Source organism: Desulfuromusa ferrireducens (assembly GCF_055389805.1).
Map to the genome: position 1 here is coordinate 903,496 of NZ_AP042415.1, position 18,249 is coordinate 921,744.

An 18,249-nucleotide genomic window follows, 5' to 3' on the forward strand; every position below is an offset into this window, starting at 1 on the left:
TCGATGAAGTACAGTCGAATCCGGTGCAAAAACCCTAACCTACCGGATACTAACGATTTTATAATTTATTGAAAATTGGCACGAGTCCTGCGATAGACAAGATATCAACGAGAACATAAATCTTAAAGGTGGAGACAATCGATGAGTGGATATCTGAAAGCAAAAACCAGTCGCAGCTCCAAACAATCAACCGAAACCGGATCACAGGTGTGGGAACGAACCGATCAACGCTACACCCGGTCACGGCGTAATTTGTGGAGCCTGCTGCTGTTTATGTTGATCAGTATCGATGCTTACGGTTTTAGAGATTTCAATCTGTTCGAGTCTGCTTCCGAACCTGTCCGCCAACTGCTCGGCTATCCACCCCCGGCGTTTCTGATCAGCGTTGCGCTGGCAGTTTACTGCCTGTCCTGTGTGATCATTACCTTAACCTCGATGGCCAGCGATGTCCGGCCACCTTCCACCTGGAAACATCTCGGTTATCGGAGCGCTTTTTATCTGTTTTACAGCTTCTCCGGCGCAATCGCCACACACTTCATTCCAGTACTGTTGATCGGCTTATTCCTCTACGCCCTGGACCAATGTCACATCTGGCTGTACAACTCTAAAGCGGTCCAGCAGCAAAACGAATTATTGGGGAAATTCTGATCAAGCAGATTGAAAATTTAAACAATAGATAAAAAAACGGGCCGCTCAAAAGAGCAGCCCGTTTTTTTTGTCAATATTCCAAAGGACAGTTTAACCGAGGATCTGCTTGAGATCCGCTTCAGCGGTGGTAATCGGGCCGATATTGTAATTCTCGACCAGGAAGTTGAGCACGTTCGGGGTGATAAAGGCCGGCAAGGTCGGCCCGATCTTGATGTTCTTGATTCCCAAATGGAGCAAGGTCAGCAGGATCGCCACCGCCTTCTGCTCATACCAGGAGAGGACCATCGACAGTGGCAGGTCATTCACCTCGCACTCGAAGGCACCTGCCAGGGCAATGGCAACCTGAATTGCGCTGTAGGCATCGTTACACTGACCAACATCGAGCAGACGTGGAATGCCGCCGATATCACCCAACTCCATTTTATTGAAGCGGAACTTGCCACAAGCCAGCGTCAGAATGACGGTGTCCTTTGGTGCTTGCTCGGCGAACTCGGTGTAATAGTTCCGGCCCGATTTGGCACCATCGCAACCACCAACGAGGAAGAAGTGCTTGATGTCGCCGCCTTTGACCGCTTCGATGATCTTGTCGGCAACGCCGAGGATGGCGTTGTGACCGAAACCGGTGAGAATTTCCTGGCCCGGAGCATCTTCGAAACCATCACATTCCTGCGCTTTTTTGATCACAGCGGAAAAGTCCCAGCCTTCGACGTGCTTGACGCCCGGCCACTGAACCAGTCCCCAGGTGAAGAGACGGTCGATGTAATTTTCGGCCGGTTTCTGAATACAGTTGGTGTTAAAGATGATCGCGCCGGGGAACTGGGCGAATTCTTTGTGCTGGTCCTGCCAGGCGCCTCCGAAGTTGGCCACAAGATGGTCGTATTTCTTCAGGCCCGGGTAGCCGTGGGCGGGAAGCATCTCACCGTGGGTGTAAATGTTAACGCCGGTGCCTTCGGTCTGCTTGAGCAGTTCCTCGAGGAACTTGAGATCGTGACCGGAAACCAGAATGCCCTTGCCCGCCTTGGTGCCGAGTTGCACCGGAGTCGGCTCCGGGTGACCGTAGGCTTCAACGTGAGCCTGATTGAGCAGTTCCATGGTCACATAGTTAATGCGCCCAGCTTCCATCGCCAGACCAACATTGGCCATCAGATCGAGGCTGTCATCGAGCATTGCGGCCAGCGCTTTATGGGTAAAAGCGTAAATATCATCCGATTCCTTGCCAAGAATCCGGGCGTGGTCAGCATAAGCGGCGTACCCCTTGATGCCGTACATGGTCATCTCGCGAACGGAATGGATATCGGCGTCAACGGTAAAACTCTTGACCCCATGCAGTTGACCTAGAGCGACCTGCTCTTCGCGTGAAGCTGGTAGGGCCCAGCTTTGCGCGGCATGTGGGACAGCACCATCATAAGCACCACAAAGTTGCTTGGCCTTGTCACGCAGAGCAACAGCGGTAACAACCAGCTTGACGATCTCTTCAGCGTCAAAGTCGACGTTGGTCACTGTGGCAAAAAGCCCGTCGATCATAAAACGATCGACTTCCGGGTCCTTGGCTCCATTGGCGCGGGCTTTATCGGCCCAAAAGGCGATCCCCTTTAGCGCATGAACCAGTAAATCCTGCAGGGCGGCTACATCCGGCTGCTTGCCACAGACACCAACGACGGAACAGCCACCATTTGCGGCCTGCTCGCACTGATAACAGAACATCGACATATCATTTGTCTCCTTTGTTTGAGGGGCTGCTGCCGCCTGTTTCTTGCCTAAACCGAGAATATCGAGAATACCCATGCTGTTTATTCCTTTTCGTAAAGAGTCTTTTCGTTCAACTGCTGCGTCAAGACTTGAAGATATTGCGTTTATCGTTCCCAATTGCTGGCGCGAGCATATTCGAGAATGAAAGTGAAAAATATGACCTGAGTCAAAAAACCGTTATTGTTCGTATTTTATGACCAGTTGGCGATATTTGTCTTCCAACTTGGGCATCTTAGCTTCGGCCTGCTGGTAGGCCTGCAACATCCCGGCGCGCACCTCTTGCGGCAACACCCGTTCAGCCAGTGGATAAAGGATATTATCTTCCTTGTCGATATGACCACGCAGCAGCTCGGCGTAGCCCTTGGCATTTTCGGCAATCAGCGACATCTGCCCCGTCTCACCGGCCAGGGCCTTTTCCGCGGCAGTTTCTACCGCACGGACAAAAGCGCGACCCTGATCATGCTCCATCTGCATCGCTTCGATCGGCGACTGTTTTTCCGGCATGCCGTTTTTTACCAACTCAATGAAAAGGACATCTTCCTCTTTGGCATGGTGAAAGCGATCAGCGTAGTTGCGAATAAAATCAACCGCGTCGAGAAAAAACTGCCAGTTGCGAAACTTGCCCTGCTCCAGCAACGCGGTATTCTTTTCCACCAGCGCGATCATCCGCAGGATCAGTTGATGCTCATCGCTCATCACCTGGGTGACGTTGGTTTTCATCAGTCTCTCCTTTGTCCGTCAACGCCGATAACCACAATCTCCAGCGGCACATCCTTGCCCGACTGCTCGATCGCCTGCTTGGCGAACATGCCCAAGCCACGGCAGCAGGGAACTTCCATAATGGTTACGGTAACCGACTGGATATCGTTCTGCGCAATCATCTCCGCCAATTTATCCACATAAGGGCTGGTATCGTCCAACTTCGGACAGGCGTTAACCAGCACCCGCCCCTTGATAAAATCACGGTGAAATTCTGCGTAGGCAAAAGGTGCACAGTCGGCGGCAATCAGCAGGTGGGCGTTCTGTAGATATGGCGCAGAAGGAGGCACCAGGTGTAGTTGAGTTGGCCACTGCCGCAGTTCCGAGTCCACCCGACCGGCTGCAGCATTTTCAGCGTTTTCTTTCTTTTCCACCGTCCGGACCTGAGAACCAGGGCAACCGCAAGCTAGTTTGGTCATGATTTTATGCTCCTTTATTGTTCAAATAGTCGGTAATTTCTTGTTCAATTTTAGCTTCGATTTCGTCGCCGAGAGAGTGGATACTGACCACATCATTCATCAGACAGATGCCGACGCCACAGGTCACACAACCGATCTCGTACTTTTCCAACACCTCACCAATAAAGGGATGCTGCTCGATGGTTTTATTGATCGGCTGATCGCCGATACCTTCAGGAAGTTTCATTGTGTCGCTCCTTTTATTGTCTCTTGATGACCTGACTATAAGCGAGAAGAACAGAGTAAAACATGACCTGGGTCAAATTCTAACCAATTTTGTCATATATCCTATTCAGAGACTACCCCAAAGGCTCAGTTAGCAAACCAAAACACTCCCACTGAGCTGCAAAACTATTGCCCACCGATTTGCATCTTCAGCATTTCGCGGCACTATATAAGGAGACCGTTGTCGTTTCCCTCCTTTGGCCGAAAAGGGGATTGTTATGAAAAAACTGACTGCTCTGATTTTATTCGTCCTGCTGTTATCCATGTTGAGCGCCTGTACCAGCTTCCGTAAAGAAAACCCGCTCAACCTCAAGTGTCCGTCCTGTGGCTACATCTGGGATCGCACCCCGTCAGAGAGCGGCTTGTCCCGATAAATAAAATAGCTATTTACTTGCCGTTCCAACACCTGCAAGACTGGAAATCCATCATTCGAGGGAGAGCTTTGGCAACAACAAACGGGGCGCAAAATAATTCCTGGATATGCTAAACTTCAGAATTATGTCAGTCATTTAAATCTCCCTTGGAGTCTGCGATGCCACGCTGGAAAAAATATTCCCTGATTACCGTTGCCGTCATTCTTGGCTTAATGCTGTTGTCAATGCTGGTTGTTCCCTGGCAGATAAAAAAACAGGGCAGCAATTGGGTCGCTGAAAACACCACCCGGACCCTCCAGATAGAAAAAGCCTTTTTTAACCCCTTTGTCTTAACGGTCGAAGTCGAGGGGGTGGTGCTGAGCGAACAGCAAAGCACGACACCTTTTGTCTCTTTCAAGCGCCTGATGCTGTCCGCCAGCGTCCGCTCCATTATCGACCGGGCGCTGATCCTCGACCGGGTTGAGCTGAACGAGCCTGCAGTGGCGATCGAACTACTCGGCAAGCAGGAATTCAACTTTTCCGATTTCACCCGTTTGGGCGGGGAGACACCACAACCGGCCAGTGATGAACCGGATAAACCGTTCCTGTTTTCCTTTAACAACATTATTATCACCGGTGGAAAAGTCGACTTTACCGACCAAACCTCGGCAAAAAAATCGAAGCACCAGATCACGGAGTTGGCATTATCGGTGCCATTTATCGGCAATGTCCCCTACCTGACCGATGATTATGTCGAACCGCAGCTGCGCCTGTTGCTGAACGGTTCGGAAATCAGCGCTGCCGGTCAGCTCAAACCCTTCCATGAATCACTGGAAACCTCACTGTCGTTAGTGCTCAACGAAATCGACCTGGCCTTTTATGCCTACCATTCACCGATCCCATTACCGCTTGAGGTCACATCGGGAACCCTCGACACCCAGATCGATCTGACCTATCGAATTTCTTCCTCCGAACAACCCAAACTGCTCCTCGGCGGCGAACTGGCACTTTCCGATATCTATATCCGCGAGCTGAACGGTGCCGACCTGTTCCGCATGCCGACCCTGATTCTCGACCTCGATTGGGCCGACCTGATGCAGCAGGATTTCAATCTGAGCAGCCTCGATGTTTACGAGCCTCAACTGTTCGTCAATCGCAACAACGAAGGAGTGTGGAATTTCCAGACGTTGGCAACGACGCAGGCTGAAACAGGCACAGATGTCACTGCAGAAAAAGAGCAGAAAACAACCCTACCGCTGCTGAAAATTGAAGAGCTGGCCTTGTTTGACGGTAAAGTTCATTTTCAGGATCAATTCCCGACGGGCGAAGTCAATGAAGAACTGCACGGCATCAATCTGCGCCTGAATCAATTATCCACCCTGTTCGATCAGAAAACCGCGCTGGAGTTCTGGTTTGCAACCGACCGGAAGCTAACCACCAAAATCGATGGCGAGGTGGGCATCGATCCGCCAACCGCAGCCGTTGATCTGGTTATCAACGGCGTTCCACTGAAACCCTACTATCCTTATCTGGCTGAATTTATCACCGCTCCCATTGCCGGCAAACTGAATCTGGCTGGCAGCGTCAATTACGATGACACGGGAAATCTACAACTACAGCATGCCCAACTAGCGCTGCATAAACTGCACGTCCCTTTCAGCGGCAAAGATGGTTTCAGCCTGGATGATCTGCTGATCACCGGCGGCAGTTTCGATCTGCAGCAGCAGCAGGCGGCGCTGGCAACTGTGACCTTGAGCGGCGGCGATCTACGCGCCACTCGCCTGGCCGATGGCAGCTTGTCGCCCCTAAAACTGCTGCGCCCACAGCCAGAGCAAACCAGGACACAGTCAACGGACACAAAAGAGTCCGCACCGCCCCTTTCTGCCCAAATCGGGCAGGTGGAGCTGAATAATTTCAACCTTCTGCTAAGCGACGCCAGTCTGGCAAAAAAACCGCAGTTAAAAGTCGATCAACTGAATATCAGCCTGGCTAATCTGGCCTATCCGAAATCGCAACAGAGTCCCTTCAAAGTAAAGGCCAGCATCGGCAAGAAAGGCAAAATTGCGCTCTCTGGAAGTCTGGCTCACAGCCCGCTGCGGGTACAAGCACAAACCCAGATCAAGGCACTGCCACTGGCCGACTTCAACGATTTTCTCCCAGAGAATATCAACGTCAGCCTCAATGACGGTAAGCTGCACACCAACCTGGCGGTGAATTTACGCGAACAACCAGAGGCCATGACCGGCAGTTTCGCTGGACGGATCACGGTCAGCGATTTCAATCTGCGTGATCCGCTTGACGCCGGCGAACTGCTGACGTGGGAGAGTCTCAACCTGGAAGGGATCAAAGGTGAAATCACCCCATTTAAACTGGCCATTAAGGAAGTTGCCCTGAGCAATTATCTGGCAAAAATCCAGATAGATCCCGAAGGGCGGGTCAATCTGAACAACGTTGCCGCACCCGAGGCGACCGCAGAGCAGCAGCCGACCGGAGAGGATTCTGCACCGCAACCGGAGGTGGTTGCCACGGCGGAAGAACCGGTCGACACAGAGCCACCGGCCGATATCCGCATTGATGCCGTCACCCTGCAGGGTGGTACGGTCAGTTTTACCGACCGCCATCTGCCGAGCACCTTTAGTGCCACCATGTATAAGTTAGGCGGACGGATCACCGGCCTGTCCGCCGAAGAACAGATGCAGGCAGATGTTGATCTGCGTGGAGAGCTGGAAAACCATTCACCGTTGACGATTGTCGGCAAACTTAATCCGTTGAGCAAAGACCTTTTCGCTGATTTGACCATCAGCTTCAAGGATATCGATCTGGCACCGATGACACCTTATTCCGGAACCTATCTTGGCTATGTCATCGACAAGGGGAAGCTCTACCTCGACCTCAGCTACCATATCGAGCATCAGAAAATAACCGCCGCCAACAAGGTGATGATCGACCAGTTTACCTTTGGCGACTCGGTTAAAAGCGACCAGGCCACCTCCCTACCAGTCGGGCTGGCGATCGCCCTGCTGAAAGACAGCAATGGCGAAATCAATCTTGATTTACCGATCTCCGGGGATCTCAATGACCCCAGTTTCAGCATTATGGGCACGGTCTTTACCATCCTCAAAAATCTGCTGGTCAAAGCCGCCACCTCGCCCTTTTCGCTGCTGGCCTCGATGCTCGGAGGAGAAGAGGACTTCTCCAGTCTGTCCTTTGTCAGCGGCAGAGCCCGGCTTGACGACCAGCAGCAGGAGATGCTCGGTAAGCTGGCCGAAATGCTGAAAAAGCGCCCCTCGTTAATCCTCGAAATCAGCGCCTTTGCCGATCAGGAAAAGGATCCGGAAGGCTATCGGCAGGAGAGGTTAAAGCAACAGATGATCGACGCCATGTGGCGCGACCTGAAGGAACAAGACCAAGCACCAGCAAGCCGTGAGCAGCTTGTCATCAGCGATGAAAACTACTCAAAATACCTGCTGACGGCTTACAAAGAAGCCGAGTTTCCCCGACCACGTAATTTTGTCGGTTTGCTGAAAAAATTACCGGAAAGTGAGATGAAAAAACTGTTGTTAGCCAATATCCAAGCCGGAAATGAAGAATTGCAGAGCTTGGCCCAGACCCGCGCCCTGCTGGTTCGTGATCTGTTGCTGGCCGACAACGAAGCGATTAAACAGCAAGTTTTTCTAAAAGCCGTCGATATCTATCAAGCGCCGGAAAAGGGACCTGCCAGTCGGGTTGAGTTCAATATCAAAACCAAATGAGTCGCAGCGGATTTTACATAGTGATGTTGGTCCTGTTTCTTTGTCCGGTTGTCAGCCAAGCGGAACTGGCCCTTACCGGGTCATTGATCCAAGGTGGCCTGGTCCGTGGACAGACCTCCCCTGGCAGTCGTGTTTATTGGGGCGAAACACCCCTGAAAGTGACGCCGACCGGACAGTTCATTCTCGGTTTTGGCCGGGATGCAACCGACAAATACAGCCTTACGCTGATCGATCCCTCCGGAACGGTCTCGGTTGAAAAGCTCACCATCGCCAAACGGGACTATCGGATTCAACGGATTGATGGCATCAGCAAACGGATGATGGCACCAAGTGCAGAAGATCTGAAACGGATAAAGCGCGAAGCGGCACAAGCCCGACGGGCACGGCAGATCGACAGCGACCTCCCCCACTTTGCGGACAGCTTTATCTGGCCGGTCAGCGGCCGGATCAGCGGAGTGTACGGCAGCCAGCGGATTCTCAACGGCGAACCACGCCGACCGCATTTCGGCGTCGATATCGCGGCACCAACCGGCACCCCGGTTAAAGCCCCGCTCGCAGGACTAGTCACACTGGCGCACCAGGGAATGTTTTTCTCCGGGGCCACCCTGATCATCGACCACGGTCACGGCCTTTCCTCCAGCTATCTGCACCTGAAAAAAATTCTGGTAAAAAAAGGGCAGCGGGTAAAACAGGGCGAGACGATTGCGCTGGTCGGTGCCAGCGGCCGGGTGACCGGTCCACATCTCGACTGGCGGATCAATTGGTTTGCCGAGCGCCTCGATCCAGCCCTGCTGGTTCCGGCAATGCCTACCCAATAATCCCGCACCCCAACGGCGCAATTTTCTGTGCAAACCGTATACTAACCACGGCAACCCATTAGAAAATTGAAATCTTTTGCCGACTAGGCTATAACTTTGTTAGCAAATGTGAAATGCGTCCGCAACGCTCGAAGAATTGTTCTCAACCGGGGGGTTGATGTCTGATTTTTTCCATGTCTTACTAAATTTCATGTCCCAATTTTCCGGTGGCAGTGGTGGCATTGACCACAACGTGGTCCAATTCGGCCTGGCGGCAATACTGTGGGGAACGCTGCTGGTTTATGCCCGTGAACGGCAGCATGAAAATAACTCCGGACGCGAACGGCTTCTGATCCTCGGCTTCACCCTCGGCCTGGCGCGCGAACTGTTTATGTTGGGGCTGGCCTTCGGCCTCGCTCTGGGCCTCGTTGACCACCAACTGCTACACGTGGTTTTTCCTCCCTTGGAACATGCCCTGGCCAACGCAGCCATGTTTGTCGTCTCCGGCGCTTTTCTGCTTTTCCTGCGGCATGATCGGAATCTGGCGCGGCGTTATTTGCGCTGCAGCCTGATCAGCTTGGCGTTCTGTTATCTGGCGACTTTCTGGTGGTGGGGCACATACATTCTTGCCAACCCGGCATCAAAGTTTGGACAGACCTGGTGTGACTGGTTGTTCCGCGGCAATGCTTCGCTATGGCTGGGCATTGCTCTGGTTGTCGTTCTACGCAGTCGCAAAAGTACCCTGCGACAGTTGATTTCTCTAGCACTGCTGCTCTTCTTTTTGACCGAATTCCTAAAGATACCCGATCTGGCCCTCAATGAGGTTTACGAAGCCAACTTCACCCCCATCCGCCACAGTTGCTATCTGCTCGGCATCTTTGTGCTCGCCTTTGTCTATCTGCGTGAGCAGGCGCTGGAGCGCAAAAAAGCAAAGGAACAGATCAGCAAACTTGCCTACTACGATACCCTTACCGGCCTGCCCAACCGATCCTTGTTTCACGACCGCCTGCTACAAACAATGGCCCTCGCGGCACGTTCCGACAATCGTTTTGCCCTGCTGTTTCTCGATCTGGATCGTTTTAAGGCGATTAACGACAGCCACGGTCATGCCTGTGGCGACTCGCTGCTGGCTGCAGTTGCCGAGCGGCTGAATAAATGCCTGCGCTTAGGCGATACCCTGGCCCGGCTAGGTGGGGATGAATTCGTCATCCTGCTACCCAATATCGTCAATACCAACGCTGCGGTGGCTGTTGCCGATAAGGTTCTGGAACAGATGCAGCGAGAGTTCCGAATCAACAACCTGCAGATCTTTTCCTCCACCAGTATCGGTCTGGCTTTCTATCCCGAAAACGGTGATGACGCCGAAACCTTGCTCAAACATGCCGACATGGCTATGTACGCGGCTAAGGATGAAGGGCGATCCCGCTACCATCTTTTTTCGGCCAACATGCATCAGGAGATCGTACAAAAACACAAAATAGCGGAGGAACTGCGCGTGGCGATTCAACGCCAGGACTTCGAGCTCCACTTTCAACCGCAAGTCGACGTTGCTACCGAAAAAATCATTGGCGCTGAAGCTCTGATCCGTTGGAGACATCCGCAGCGTGGCCTGATCATGCCGAATGATTTTATTCCGATAGCCGAAGAGACCGGGCTGATTCAACCGCTTGGCGAGTGGGTCTTTCGCACCGCATGTGAGCAATTGAAAATCTGGAGTGGACAGGGCCTGGACGATTTCAAGTTGGCGATCAATCTTTCTGCGCACCGCTTGGAACAGGTCGACTTTATCGAGCAGGTGGAAGAAATTTTACGCGAAACTGGGGTAAATCCGCACCAGTTGGAATTAGAATTAACGGAAAGCACGATGCTAGCCGATATCGAGAAAACTGCCGCTTTACTCAAGCAACTCAAGCTACGTGGCTTCACTCTGGCGATGGATGATTTCGGCACCGGTTATTCATCGCTCAGTTACTTAAAACGCTTCCCTTTTGACCAAGTCAAAATAGACCAGTCTTTTATCAAGGGGATCAAGATCAACAATGACGATACGCTGCTGGTAAAAACCATCCTCTCCATGGCCGACCACCTCAACCTGACGGTCGTTGCCGAAGGCGTGGAAACCTACGAACAGTTCGCCTACCTTAAAGAACTCGGCTGCGACCGGGCGCAAGGCTTCTTTTTTAGCCGACCGGTGCCACCGGACGAGTTTGCCGAACGGCTGTTCGCCTCGCAATTTAACAGCGAACTGAATTCAGCTTAAGATTCCCCCCCATTAAAACAAGCCCAACAACAGGCTTTCTTGAGACCAAGATCTCGGGTGGCTTGAGAAAATCACCATCAGTATAATTAATCCATGTTCGTTATAAACCAGCGCATACAAAAAGATAACCTCTCAATTATATTGAACCCCACAAGGAACAGCAGCAACAAACACCTTCGTTCTTGATTTCCATTTTAAAACTGATAGCATTAACTATTCTTCAACCAGAAGGAGGGGGAAACTAGATGGCTGACAAGCCCTCGGAAGAATTGTTCCAAGGGCTGCTGCTGCGTTCAAAAAACGGGGAGACTGAACTCCCCCGGACTAAATCGCTCACCGCTCACCAGCAACAGCCGCCCACCCGAACAAAGCAACACAATGGCATCAACAACTCACAGCTGCTTCAGGCATTTGAACAGATCAATCAACTGCTCCGCTCTGCCGCTGATTTTGAGATGCTCTGTACGGACTTTCTCGATCTTTGTCTGAACGTTTTTGCCTGTGATCAGGCCTGGCTACTCCCTTTCCCACAGAGCGAAACGGAACCTTGGCGCGCTGCCTTTTGCAAACAAGAAAGCAGCGATACATGCAAAAAAGCCTCATCTAAAAGCCAGGAGCTAGACGAACTGTACGATTTTTTCGCAGCGGCCGTTACGCTAACGAAACCAACCTGTTTGCGCACTGCTGATAAAAAAAACTGCCCGCCCCTGCTTTGCGAGCGCTTCGACTGTGATTCGATCCTGCTGATAGCGGTCACGCCTGCCCATGAAACCACACTCCTGCTCGGTTTGAACCAAGGTCGTAGCAGCCATTTTTGGCCCAGCGACGAAATTGATTTGTTCACCGAATTCAGTCGACGACTGGGAGATGGCTTAGCCCATTTGGACGAGCAGCAAAATGCCACGCACAACAAAAAACAGCTGCAAATCAGATTGCAGAACACCATCGATACAATGCCATCGATAATGATCGGCATCACCCACTGTGGACGGATCAGCCTATGGAACCAGCAAGCGGAAAAAATGTTCAAAGTTCCAGCTGAAATCGCGCTTGACCAGGAGCTATATCAGCTGCTACCAGGTTTCCCGTTGTCCAATAAACAGCTAGAAAAGGCCTTCGCTCCCCGCTCCACTGATGATCAGCAGCGACTCAACTGGGAAATAGACGGCCACATCAAACAACTGGAAATCTCGATCTCTCCGATTGCCGACCATGACCCTGCCGAAGCGGTTATCAGGATCGACGATGTCACCGAACAAAGGCGCATGGAAGAGCTTTTCGTCCAACACGAGAAGATGCTTTCCATCGGCAACCTTGCCACCGGCATCGCCCATGAAATCAACAATCCCCTCGCTGGTGTTTTGCAAAATCTACAGGTGGTAAAAAATCGGCTCAGCCCAGTGCTGCCGAAAAACATCGCTCAAGCCAAAGCCTCAGGCTTCCAGATAGAAGCGCTGCACCACTACGTGCACAAGCGTGGCATTCTCGCGACCATCGACACGATCATGTCCTCGGCAATCAGGGCGGTGGATATCGTCCAGAACATGCTCGATTTCAGTCGCAAAAACGAGGACACCTTTCAGCTTCACGACCTGAGGGTCCTGCTGGACAAAACTGTCGACCTGGCCTCTAGCAACTACAATCTGCTGGACAAATATGACTTTCGTGACATAAATATCGTCCGCAGCTATGCAGAAGACCTCCCGCTGGTCTATTGCAACCCGGCGCAGATACAACAGGTTTTTCTCAACTTGCTGAACAACGGCACCTATGCGATGACCCACCGACTAGTGGACCGGGAAGGCGGACTAAACACACGACCTCAGCAGGACAAGCCCCGCTTCACCCTACGCCTACAGCATCAACAAGGTTCAATAATTTGTGAAATTGAAGACAATGGTTGCGGTATGAGTGAAGAAGTCTGCAACAGGATTTTTGAACCTTTTTACACGACGAAAAAAATGGGCGAAGGAATCGGCCTCGGCATGTCGATTTGCTATTTCATCATCACCAAAAATCACAACGGCCGGATGCGTGTCGAATCGGCACCGGATCACGGCAGCCGTTTTATTATCGAACTCCCTCTCGCGCAAAACTGAATCGACTCCCCACTTTACAGCCGCCCCCTGCTTCAGGTTATGCTAGTTTCTGTTAAAAGTGACTCGTCAAGAAAGCAGAAATCAGATGGCCCGATTTGAACTGATATCCGAATACCAGCCGTGCGGCGATCAACCACAGGCAATTAAGGAACTGGTCGAAGGGCTGGAGCGGGGCGACCAGCATCAAGTGCTGCTCGGCGTCACCGGTTCGGGAAAAACCTTCACCATGGCCAATGTGGTTAACCAGTTGCAACGACCGACGCTGGTGCTGGCCCACAACAAGACCCTGGCGGCACAGCTCTATGGCGAATTCAAAGAGCTGTTCCCAAACAACGCCGTCGAATATTTTGTCAGTTATTACGATTACTACCAGCCGGAAGCCTACGTCCCCTCAACCGACACTTTTATCGATAAAGACAGCTCGATCAACGAAGAAATCGACAAGCTACGCCACAGTGCCACCCGCAGCCTTCTGACCCGCCGCGACGTGCTGATCGTCGCCTCGGTCAGCTGTATCTACGGCCTCGGCTCGCCAGAAGCCTACTACGGCATGCTGGTCAATCTGCATGTCGGTCAAGAACTGGATCGTAACCAGTTTCTGCACCATCTGGTCGATATCCAGTACCAGCGCAACGACATCGACTTTCATCGCGGCACCTTTCGAGTTCGGGGCGACTGCGTCGAAGTTTTCCCCGCCTACGAAGAGAAACGCGCCCTACGGATTGAATTCTTTGGCGACGAGATCGATGCCATCAGCGAAATCGACCCGCTGCGCGGTCAGGTGATCGACCGCCTCGAGCGCACCGGCATCTTCCCGGCCAGCCACTACGTCGCCACCAAACCGACCCTGAAGCGGGCGATCAAACAGATTCAGGACGAACTGCAGGAGCGGATTCAATATTTTAAAGAGCGCAACATGCTGGTCGAAGCACAACGGATCGAGCAGCGGACCATGTTCGATATCGAGATGATAGAGGAGATGGGATACTGCCAGGGGATCGAGAACTACTCCCGTTTTCTGGATGGGCGCAACGTCGGTGAAGCACCGGCAACCCTGCTTTCCTATCTGCCGGACGATGCGCTGATGTTCATCGACGAAAGCCACGTCAGTGTCAGCCAGGTCGGTGCCATGTACCGTGGTGACCGTTCGCGCAAAGAAACCCTGACCAACTACGGCTTTCGCATGCCTTCGGCTCTGGACAATCGGCCGCTGATGTTCGAAGAGTTTGTCGAACGTCAACCGAAAACGGTTTATGTCTCCGCCACCCCCGCCGATTACGAAATGGAAAAAGCTCACGGCGTCTTTGTTGAACAGGTGATCCGGCCAACCGGGCTGGTCGATCCGCCGATCGAAATCCGCCCGGCAACAGAGCAGGTCGATGATCTGATAGAAGAAATCCGCATCACCACCGCCAAAGGCGAGCGGGTGCTGGTCACCACGCTGACCAAGCGGATGGCCGAAGACCTGACCGGCTACCTGCAGGAACTCGGCATCCGCGTTAACTACATGCATTCCGACATCGACACCATGGAACGGATGCAGATTATCCGTAGTTTACGCGCCGGAGAGATCGACGTGCTGGTCGGCATCAACCTGCTTCGCGAAGGGCTCGATATCCCCGAGGTTTCGCTGGTAACGATCCTCGATGCCGACAAAGAAGGCTTTTTACGCTCGGCACGATCGCTGATCCAGACCTGTGGTCGCGCCGCGCGCAACGTTAACGGCCGAGTAATCTTGTACGCCGACAAAATCACCAAATCGATGCAGACCTGCCTGGATGAAACCGAACGCCGCCGCGAAAGGCAGTTGGCTCACAACAAAGAACATGGCATCATTCCACAAACGATTAAAAAGTCGTTCCGCTCGATCTTCGAGGAACTTTCTGGCAGCGAGGAGTTCGACCAGTTACTGATCGCTGAGGAGCTGGCCGAATATGGCAATCCAGATCAACTGAAGAAAAAAATTGTCGAATTAAAGACACAGATGCTTGAAGCAGCGGCGGATCTGGACTTTGAAAAAGCGGCAAATTTACGCGATCAGATGCTGGCGCTGGAGAAACGGGAATTGCTGTTGCGTGGATAAAGGCTATGGGCAGCAGGTTTGCGTCTGCTACATATTTCAATCGTCCCACTTGTCGGGAAGGAACGACAACGCTCGTTCAACAGAAGCGGATACCGGCCCGGCAGAGCCGGTCAGCACGCCAGTCACTCCAGGCAACGACACCAGATCTACCTACGCTGGAATCGATAAACTTGACTGACTGCGACATTTTTAGCGGGTGCTTGGTCTCCAACCCCAACCCGCCGGCAGAGAGATCCGTCAGGGTCGCGTTAACCATCTTGCTTTCCCGCTTAACGCTATCAAAAACATCGAGTAAAAATTGAATATTCTGCTCAATCGAGCTACGGGTGTGGTCTCTTTTATTTGCACCGTCCGCGCCCTTATGGTGAAAGACCGTCTCCCGCTCAAGCTCGCAGAGGCTCTTATCAATCAGGATGGTGAGGACATCAAGGTTGGACGGTTTCTTCAGCAGTTGCCAACGAGGGTGTTTTTTCAGCAACTTAATCCGCTTATTCAGTTTACAATATTCGCCGGAATTTTTGGCCAGCAAGACAACCGGCCCCCCCGGAAACCGTTCTTCAATAATTGTCAGTAACTGCAAGCTATTTGGATCTTGCAGATCGAGAGCCAACAGAAAAAGATCAATAGCGAAGATCTCCATTTTATTGAGCGCTTCACCAGCACTCGAAGCGGTAATGAAGTAAGGCCCCGAATCCCGATAAGATTGGGCTACCGCCAATTGGATCAGCATTTCTTTGTCGAGCAGAAGAACTTTACGGGGAGTTATTTTCATTTAAAAACTCCTGAAAATTGGGTATGCAGCAATAGCAAACGAAAAAAAGGTTCAGCAAAAGCCATTCCAACCACATCAGGAAATTTAAGTACATTGAGTAGTTTAGCAGATAGATTTTCATTGTCAGGCCAAAAGCGCGGAATGCTCAAGGAGCAGGAAAAGGAAAGTCTCCAGCCATTAAGTAAAAATCCAAAACCTTCGTGGCAGCCTGCGAACGTTGCATTTCAGTGTATCATTCAAGAACAACTCAAAAAGGAGGAGCTAAAAAATGAAAATCATCATTTTTATTCTGGCTGTTTGTGGACTGTTATTTGGCAACCTTGCCTTTGCGGAAAAACCCGCCTGGGCGGGCAAGGGCAAACCGAGCATGGAGCAGAGACAAGAACATAAAGCCACCATGAATGCCAAAGGCGACGACAATCAGCAACGTGAAAATCCTGATTGGGACCTTGATGACGAGAAAAAAAAGCAGAACAAAGCACTAAAAAAACAACAGAAGAAAGAAACCAAGCAGCTTCGCGAAAAGAAAAATACCGAACAGATGGAAAAACTGCGTGAGCAGAAATCGGTCCAGGAACAAAAAGAATTGGGAAAAGGCTCAGAAGAAGGACAGAAATCGCGCGAAACCCGTAAAAAATGGTGGCATTTCGGCCTTTAACCGGTTAAATTGCTTCGCTTGTCTCAAGGGGGATGCGCCCACTTTTGCATCCCCCGGAACACGACCTTTACTTCCGACAACAACGGTAGCAAAATGAACATCCATCGCAGCCGCATGGGGCTGGTCACCGTCGCCGGTCTGATTATTATTATCGGCTTTTTGATCACCAGCATCACCAGCTATGTGGTCTCGACCTCTTCAGCCAAACGGGCCATCCTGACCAACGAACTGCCGTTGACCAGCGACAATATTTACTCCGAGATTCAGCGTGACATGCTCCGTCCAATCTTCGTCTCATCACTGATGGCGACGGATACCTTCTTGCGCGATTGGGTGCTAAACGGCGAACAGGATGAAGCGCAAATTCGCAAATACTTGAACGCAATCCGCGAAGAATACCACGCCGTGACCAGCTTTTTTGTCTCGGAAAGCAGCAGAAACTACTACCACGCCGACGGGATACTCAAACAGGTTTCCTCGGACGAGCCGAAGGATGCCTGGTATTTTCGCGTCCGGCAGATGAAAACTGATTACGAAATCAATGTCGATCCCGACATGGCCAACGCCGATACCATGACCATCTTTATTAATTACAAGGCGTTCGATTACCAGGGCAACTACATCGGCGCGACCGGTGTCGGATTGACCGTCAGCGCAGTTAAAACGCTGATCGATCAGTATCAGGAACGCTTTAGCCGCACCGTCTACTTTGTTGATGCTGCTGGTGACATTGTTCTGCACGGCCCGCAGTATGCGGGTCCGATGAACCTGCAGAAACGTCCGGGTCTGAGTGAACTGCTTCCCGACCTGTTACAAGCAAAACAGGTCGTCGAATTTACCAGCAAGGGAGAGACCATCCTTTTCAGTTCACGCTTTATTCCCGAACTCAATTGGATACTGGTTGTCGAGCAATCCGCACGCGACGTACTGGCCGAATTCCGCTCGACCCTGCAGATCAATCTGGTCATCTGTGCCATTGTCACCCTGATGGTAGTGCTGCTGCATCGCCGCACGGTTCACTATTTTCATGACAAATTGGCCGACCTGGCCATGCAGGATGGGTTGACCGAAATCGGCAACCGCCGTGCCTTCAGTTTCAGCTTTGAGCAAATGTCAGCTCAGGCAAAACGTCACCAGGAGCCTCTTGGTGTCCTGTTGATCGATATTGATCACTTTAAGTCGGTCAACGACCGGTTCGGGCATATGGTCGGAGATCAGGTTATCAAGATGACGGTGCAAAAAATCCAGGAACGATTGCGCGGCGAAGATGCCCTCTGTCGTTGGGGCGGAGAGGAATTTATTGTTCTGCTTAAAGGCGCAAACCTGGTTGCCGCTGCGCAGGTAGCGGAAAAGATCCGCGCGACAATCGCCGAGAGTCACTTCAGCAACCCGAAGGGAGAATCCAGCTTTACTGCAAGTTTGGGAGTTGCCGAGTACCGATCGAACGACAGCGAATCACTGCTGGTGGCACGAGTTGACCAGGCTCTCTATGAAGCAAAAAGACAGGGTCGCAACCGGGTAATTCTGGAAACTGACCTCTCGACCAATTCCTCGCCCCGCACCGAGCAGGGATAAGAGCTGGCCTTAGCGCAACCTTCTGAGTTATCCTCGCAAGAACCACAGGGAATCTCCCGGT

General features: G+C 51.9%; 14 protein-coding genes. 9 read left to right on the top strand and 5 right to left on the bottom strand.

Annotated elements, in window-relative coordinates; all coding sequences use genetic code 11:
- Positions 1 to 141: 141 nt before the first annotated feature.
- On the top strand, positions 142 to 648 hold the full coding sequence (locus tag ACZ5PT_RS04105) for a hypothetical protein (RefSeq protein ID WP_464265535.1): 507 nt from the start codon (positions 142 to 144) through the stop codon (positions 646 to 648).
- A gap of 90 nt (positions 649 to 738) precedes the next feature.
- On the opposite strand, the gene hcp is transcribed toward ACZ5PT_RS04105, so the two are convergent.
- The 4 genes from hcp to ACZ5PT_RS04125 all read right to left on the bottom strand — a co-directional run bounded on the left by hcp (position 739) and on the right by ACZ5PT_RS04125 (position 3,801).
- Positions 739 to 2,352 (bottom strand): hydroxylamine reductase, encoded by a 1,614-nt coding sequence (hcp, locus tag ACZ5PT_RS04110; RefSeq protein WP_464266706.1) that lies wholly within the window; start codon positions 2,350 to 2,352, stop codon positions 739 to 741.
- Positions 2,353 to 2,574: 222 nt separating this feature from the next.
- Positions 2,575 to 3,117 carry a hemerythrin domain-containing protein gene (locus ACZ5PT_RS04115; RefSeq protein WP_464265536.1) on the bottom strand — a complete coding sequence of 181 codons (543 nt, stop codon included), beginning with the start codon at positions 3,115 to 3,117 and terminating at the stop codon, positions 2,575 to 2,577.
- Positions 3,117 to 3,575 (bottom strand): iron-sulfur cluster-binding oxidoreductase, encoded by a 459-nt coding sequence (locus ACZ5PT_RS04120; RefSeq protein WP_464265537.1) that lies wholly within the window; start codon positions 3,573 to 3,575, stop codon positions 3,117 to 3,119. Before ACZ5PT_RS04120 ends, ACZ5PT_RS04115 begins: the two co-directional genes overlap by 1 nt.
- A 4-nt stretch (positions 3,576 to 3,579) precedes the next feature.
- The gene (locus ACZ5PT_RS04125) at positions 3,580 to 3,801 is read right to left on the bottom strand and encodes a hypothetical protein (RefSeq protein ID WP_464265538.1); all 222 of its coding nucleotides are present in this window, start codon (positions 3,799 to 3,801) and stop codon (positions 3,580 to 3,582) included.
- 256 nt (positions 3,802 to 4,057) lie between these two features.
- On the opposite strand from ACZ5PT_RS04125, the gene ACZ5PT_RS04130 reads away from it, so the two are divergent.
- The 6 genes from ACZ5PT_RS04130 to uvrB all read left to right on the top strand — a co-directional run bounded on the left by ACZ5PT_RS04130 (position 4,058) and on the right by uvrB (position 15,183).
- Positions 4,058 to 4,213: a hypothetical protein gene (locus ACZ5PT_RS04130; protein ID WP_464265539.1), complete on the top strand. Its 156-nt coding sequence runs from the start codon at positions 4,058 to 4,060 to the stop codon at positions 4,211 to 4,213.
- Positions 4,214 to 4,371: 158 nt separating this feature from the next.
- A complete protein-coding gene (locus ACZ5PT_RS04135; RefSeq protein ID WP_464265540.1) occupies positions 4,372 to 7,944 on the top strand; it encodes a DUF748 domain-containing protein in 3,573 nt (1,190 codons plus the stop codon).
- A gap of 23 nt (positions 7,945 to 7,967) precedes the next feature.
- Entirely contained in the window at positions 7,968 to 8,762 is a 795-nt protein-coding gene (locus ACZ5PT_RS04140; RefSeq protein ID WP_464265541.1) for a M23 family metallopeptidase, read from the top strand.
- A gap of 157 nt (positions 8,763 to 8,919) precedes the next feature.
- A complete protein-coding gene (locus ACZ5PT_RS04145) occupies positions 8,920 to 11,001 on the top strand; it encodes a putative bifunctional diguanylate cyclase/phosphodiesterase (RefSeq protein ID WP_464265542.1) in 2,082 nt (693 codons plus the stop codon).
- 245 nt (positions 11,002 to 11,246) lie between these two features.
- The gene (locus ACZ5PT_RS04150; protein WP_464265543.1) at positions 11,247 to 13,100 is read left to right on the top strand and encodes a two-component system sensor histidine kinase NtrB; all 1,854 of its coding nucleotides are present in this window, start codon (positions 11,247 to 11,249) and stop codon (positions 13,098 to 13,100) included.
- Positions 13,101 to 13,185: 85 nt separating this feature from the next.
- Positions 13,186 to 15,183: an excinuclease ABC subunit UvrB gene (gene uvrB, locus ACZ5PT_RS04155; protein WP_464265544.1), complete on the top strand. Its 1,998-nt coding sequence runs from the start codon at positions 13,186 to 13,188 to the stop codon at positions 15,181 to 15,183.
- 76 nt (positions 15,184 to 15,259) lie between these two features.
- On the opposite strand, the gene ACZ5PT_RS04160 is transcribed toward uvrB, so the two are convergent.
- Entirely contained in the window at positions 15,260 to 15,955 is a 696-nt protein-coding gene (locus tag ACZ5PT_RS04160) for a hypothetical protein (RefSeq protein ID WP_464265545.1), read from the bottom strand.
- A gap of 268 nt (positions 15,956 to 16,223) precedes the next feature.
- Between ACZ5PT_RS04160 and ACZ5PT_RS04165 the strand changes: the two genes are divergently transcribed.
- Both ACZ5PT_RS04165 and ACZ5PT_RS04170 read left to right on the top strand, forming a co-directional pair.
- Complete coding sequence (locus ACZ5PT_RS04165) at positions 16,224 to 16,613, top strand: hypothetical protein (protein ID WP_464265546.1); 390 nt, start codon at positions 16,224 to 16,226, stop codon at positions 16,611 to 16,613.
- A gap of 93 nt (positions 16,614 to 16,706) precedes the next feature.
- The gene (locus tag ACZ5PT_RS04170; RefSeq protein WP_464265547.1) at positions 16,707 to 18,188 is read left to right on the top strand and encodes a sensor domain-containing diguanylate cyclase; all 1,482 of its coding nucleotides are present in this window, start codon (positions 16,707 to 16,709) and stop codon (positions 18,186 to 18,188) included.
- The last annotated feature ends 61 nt before the right edge of the window (positions 18,189 to 18,249 follow it).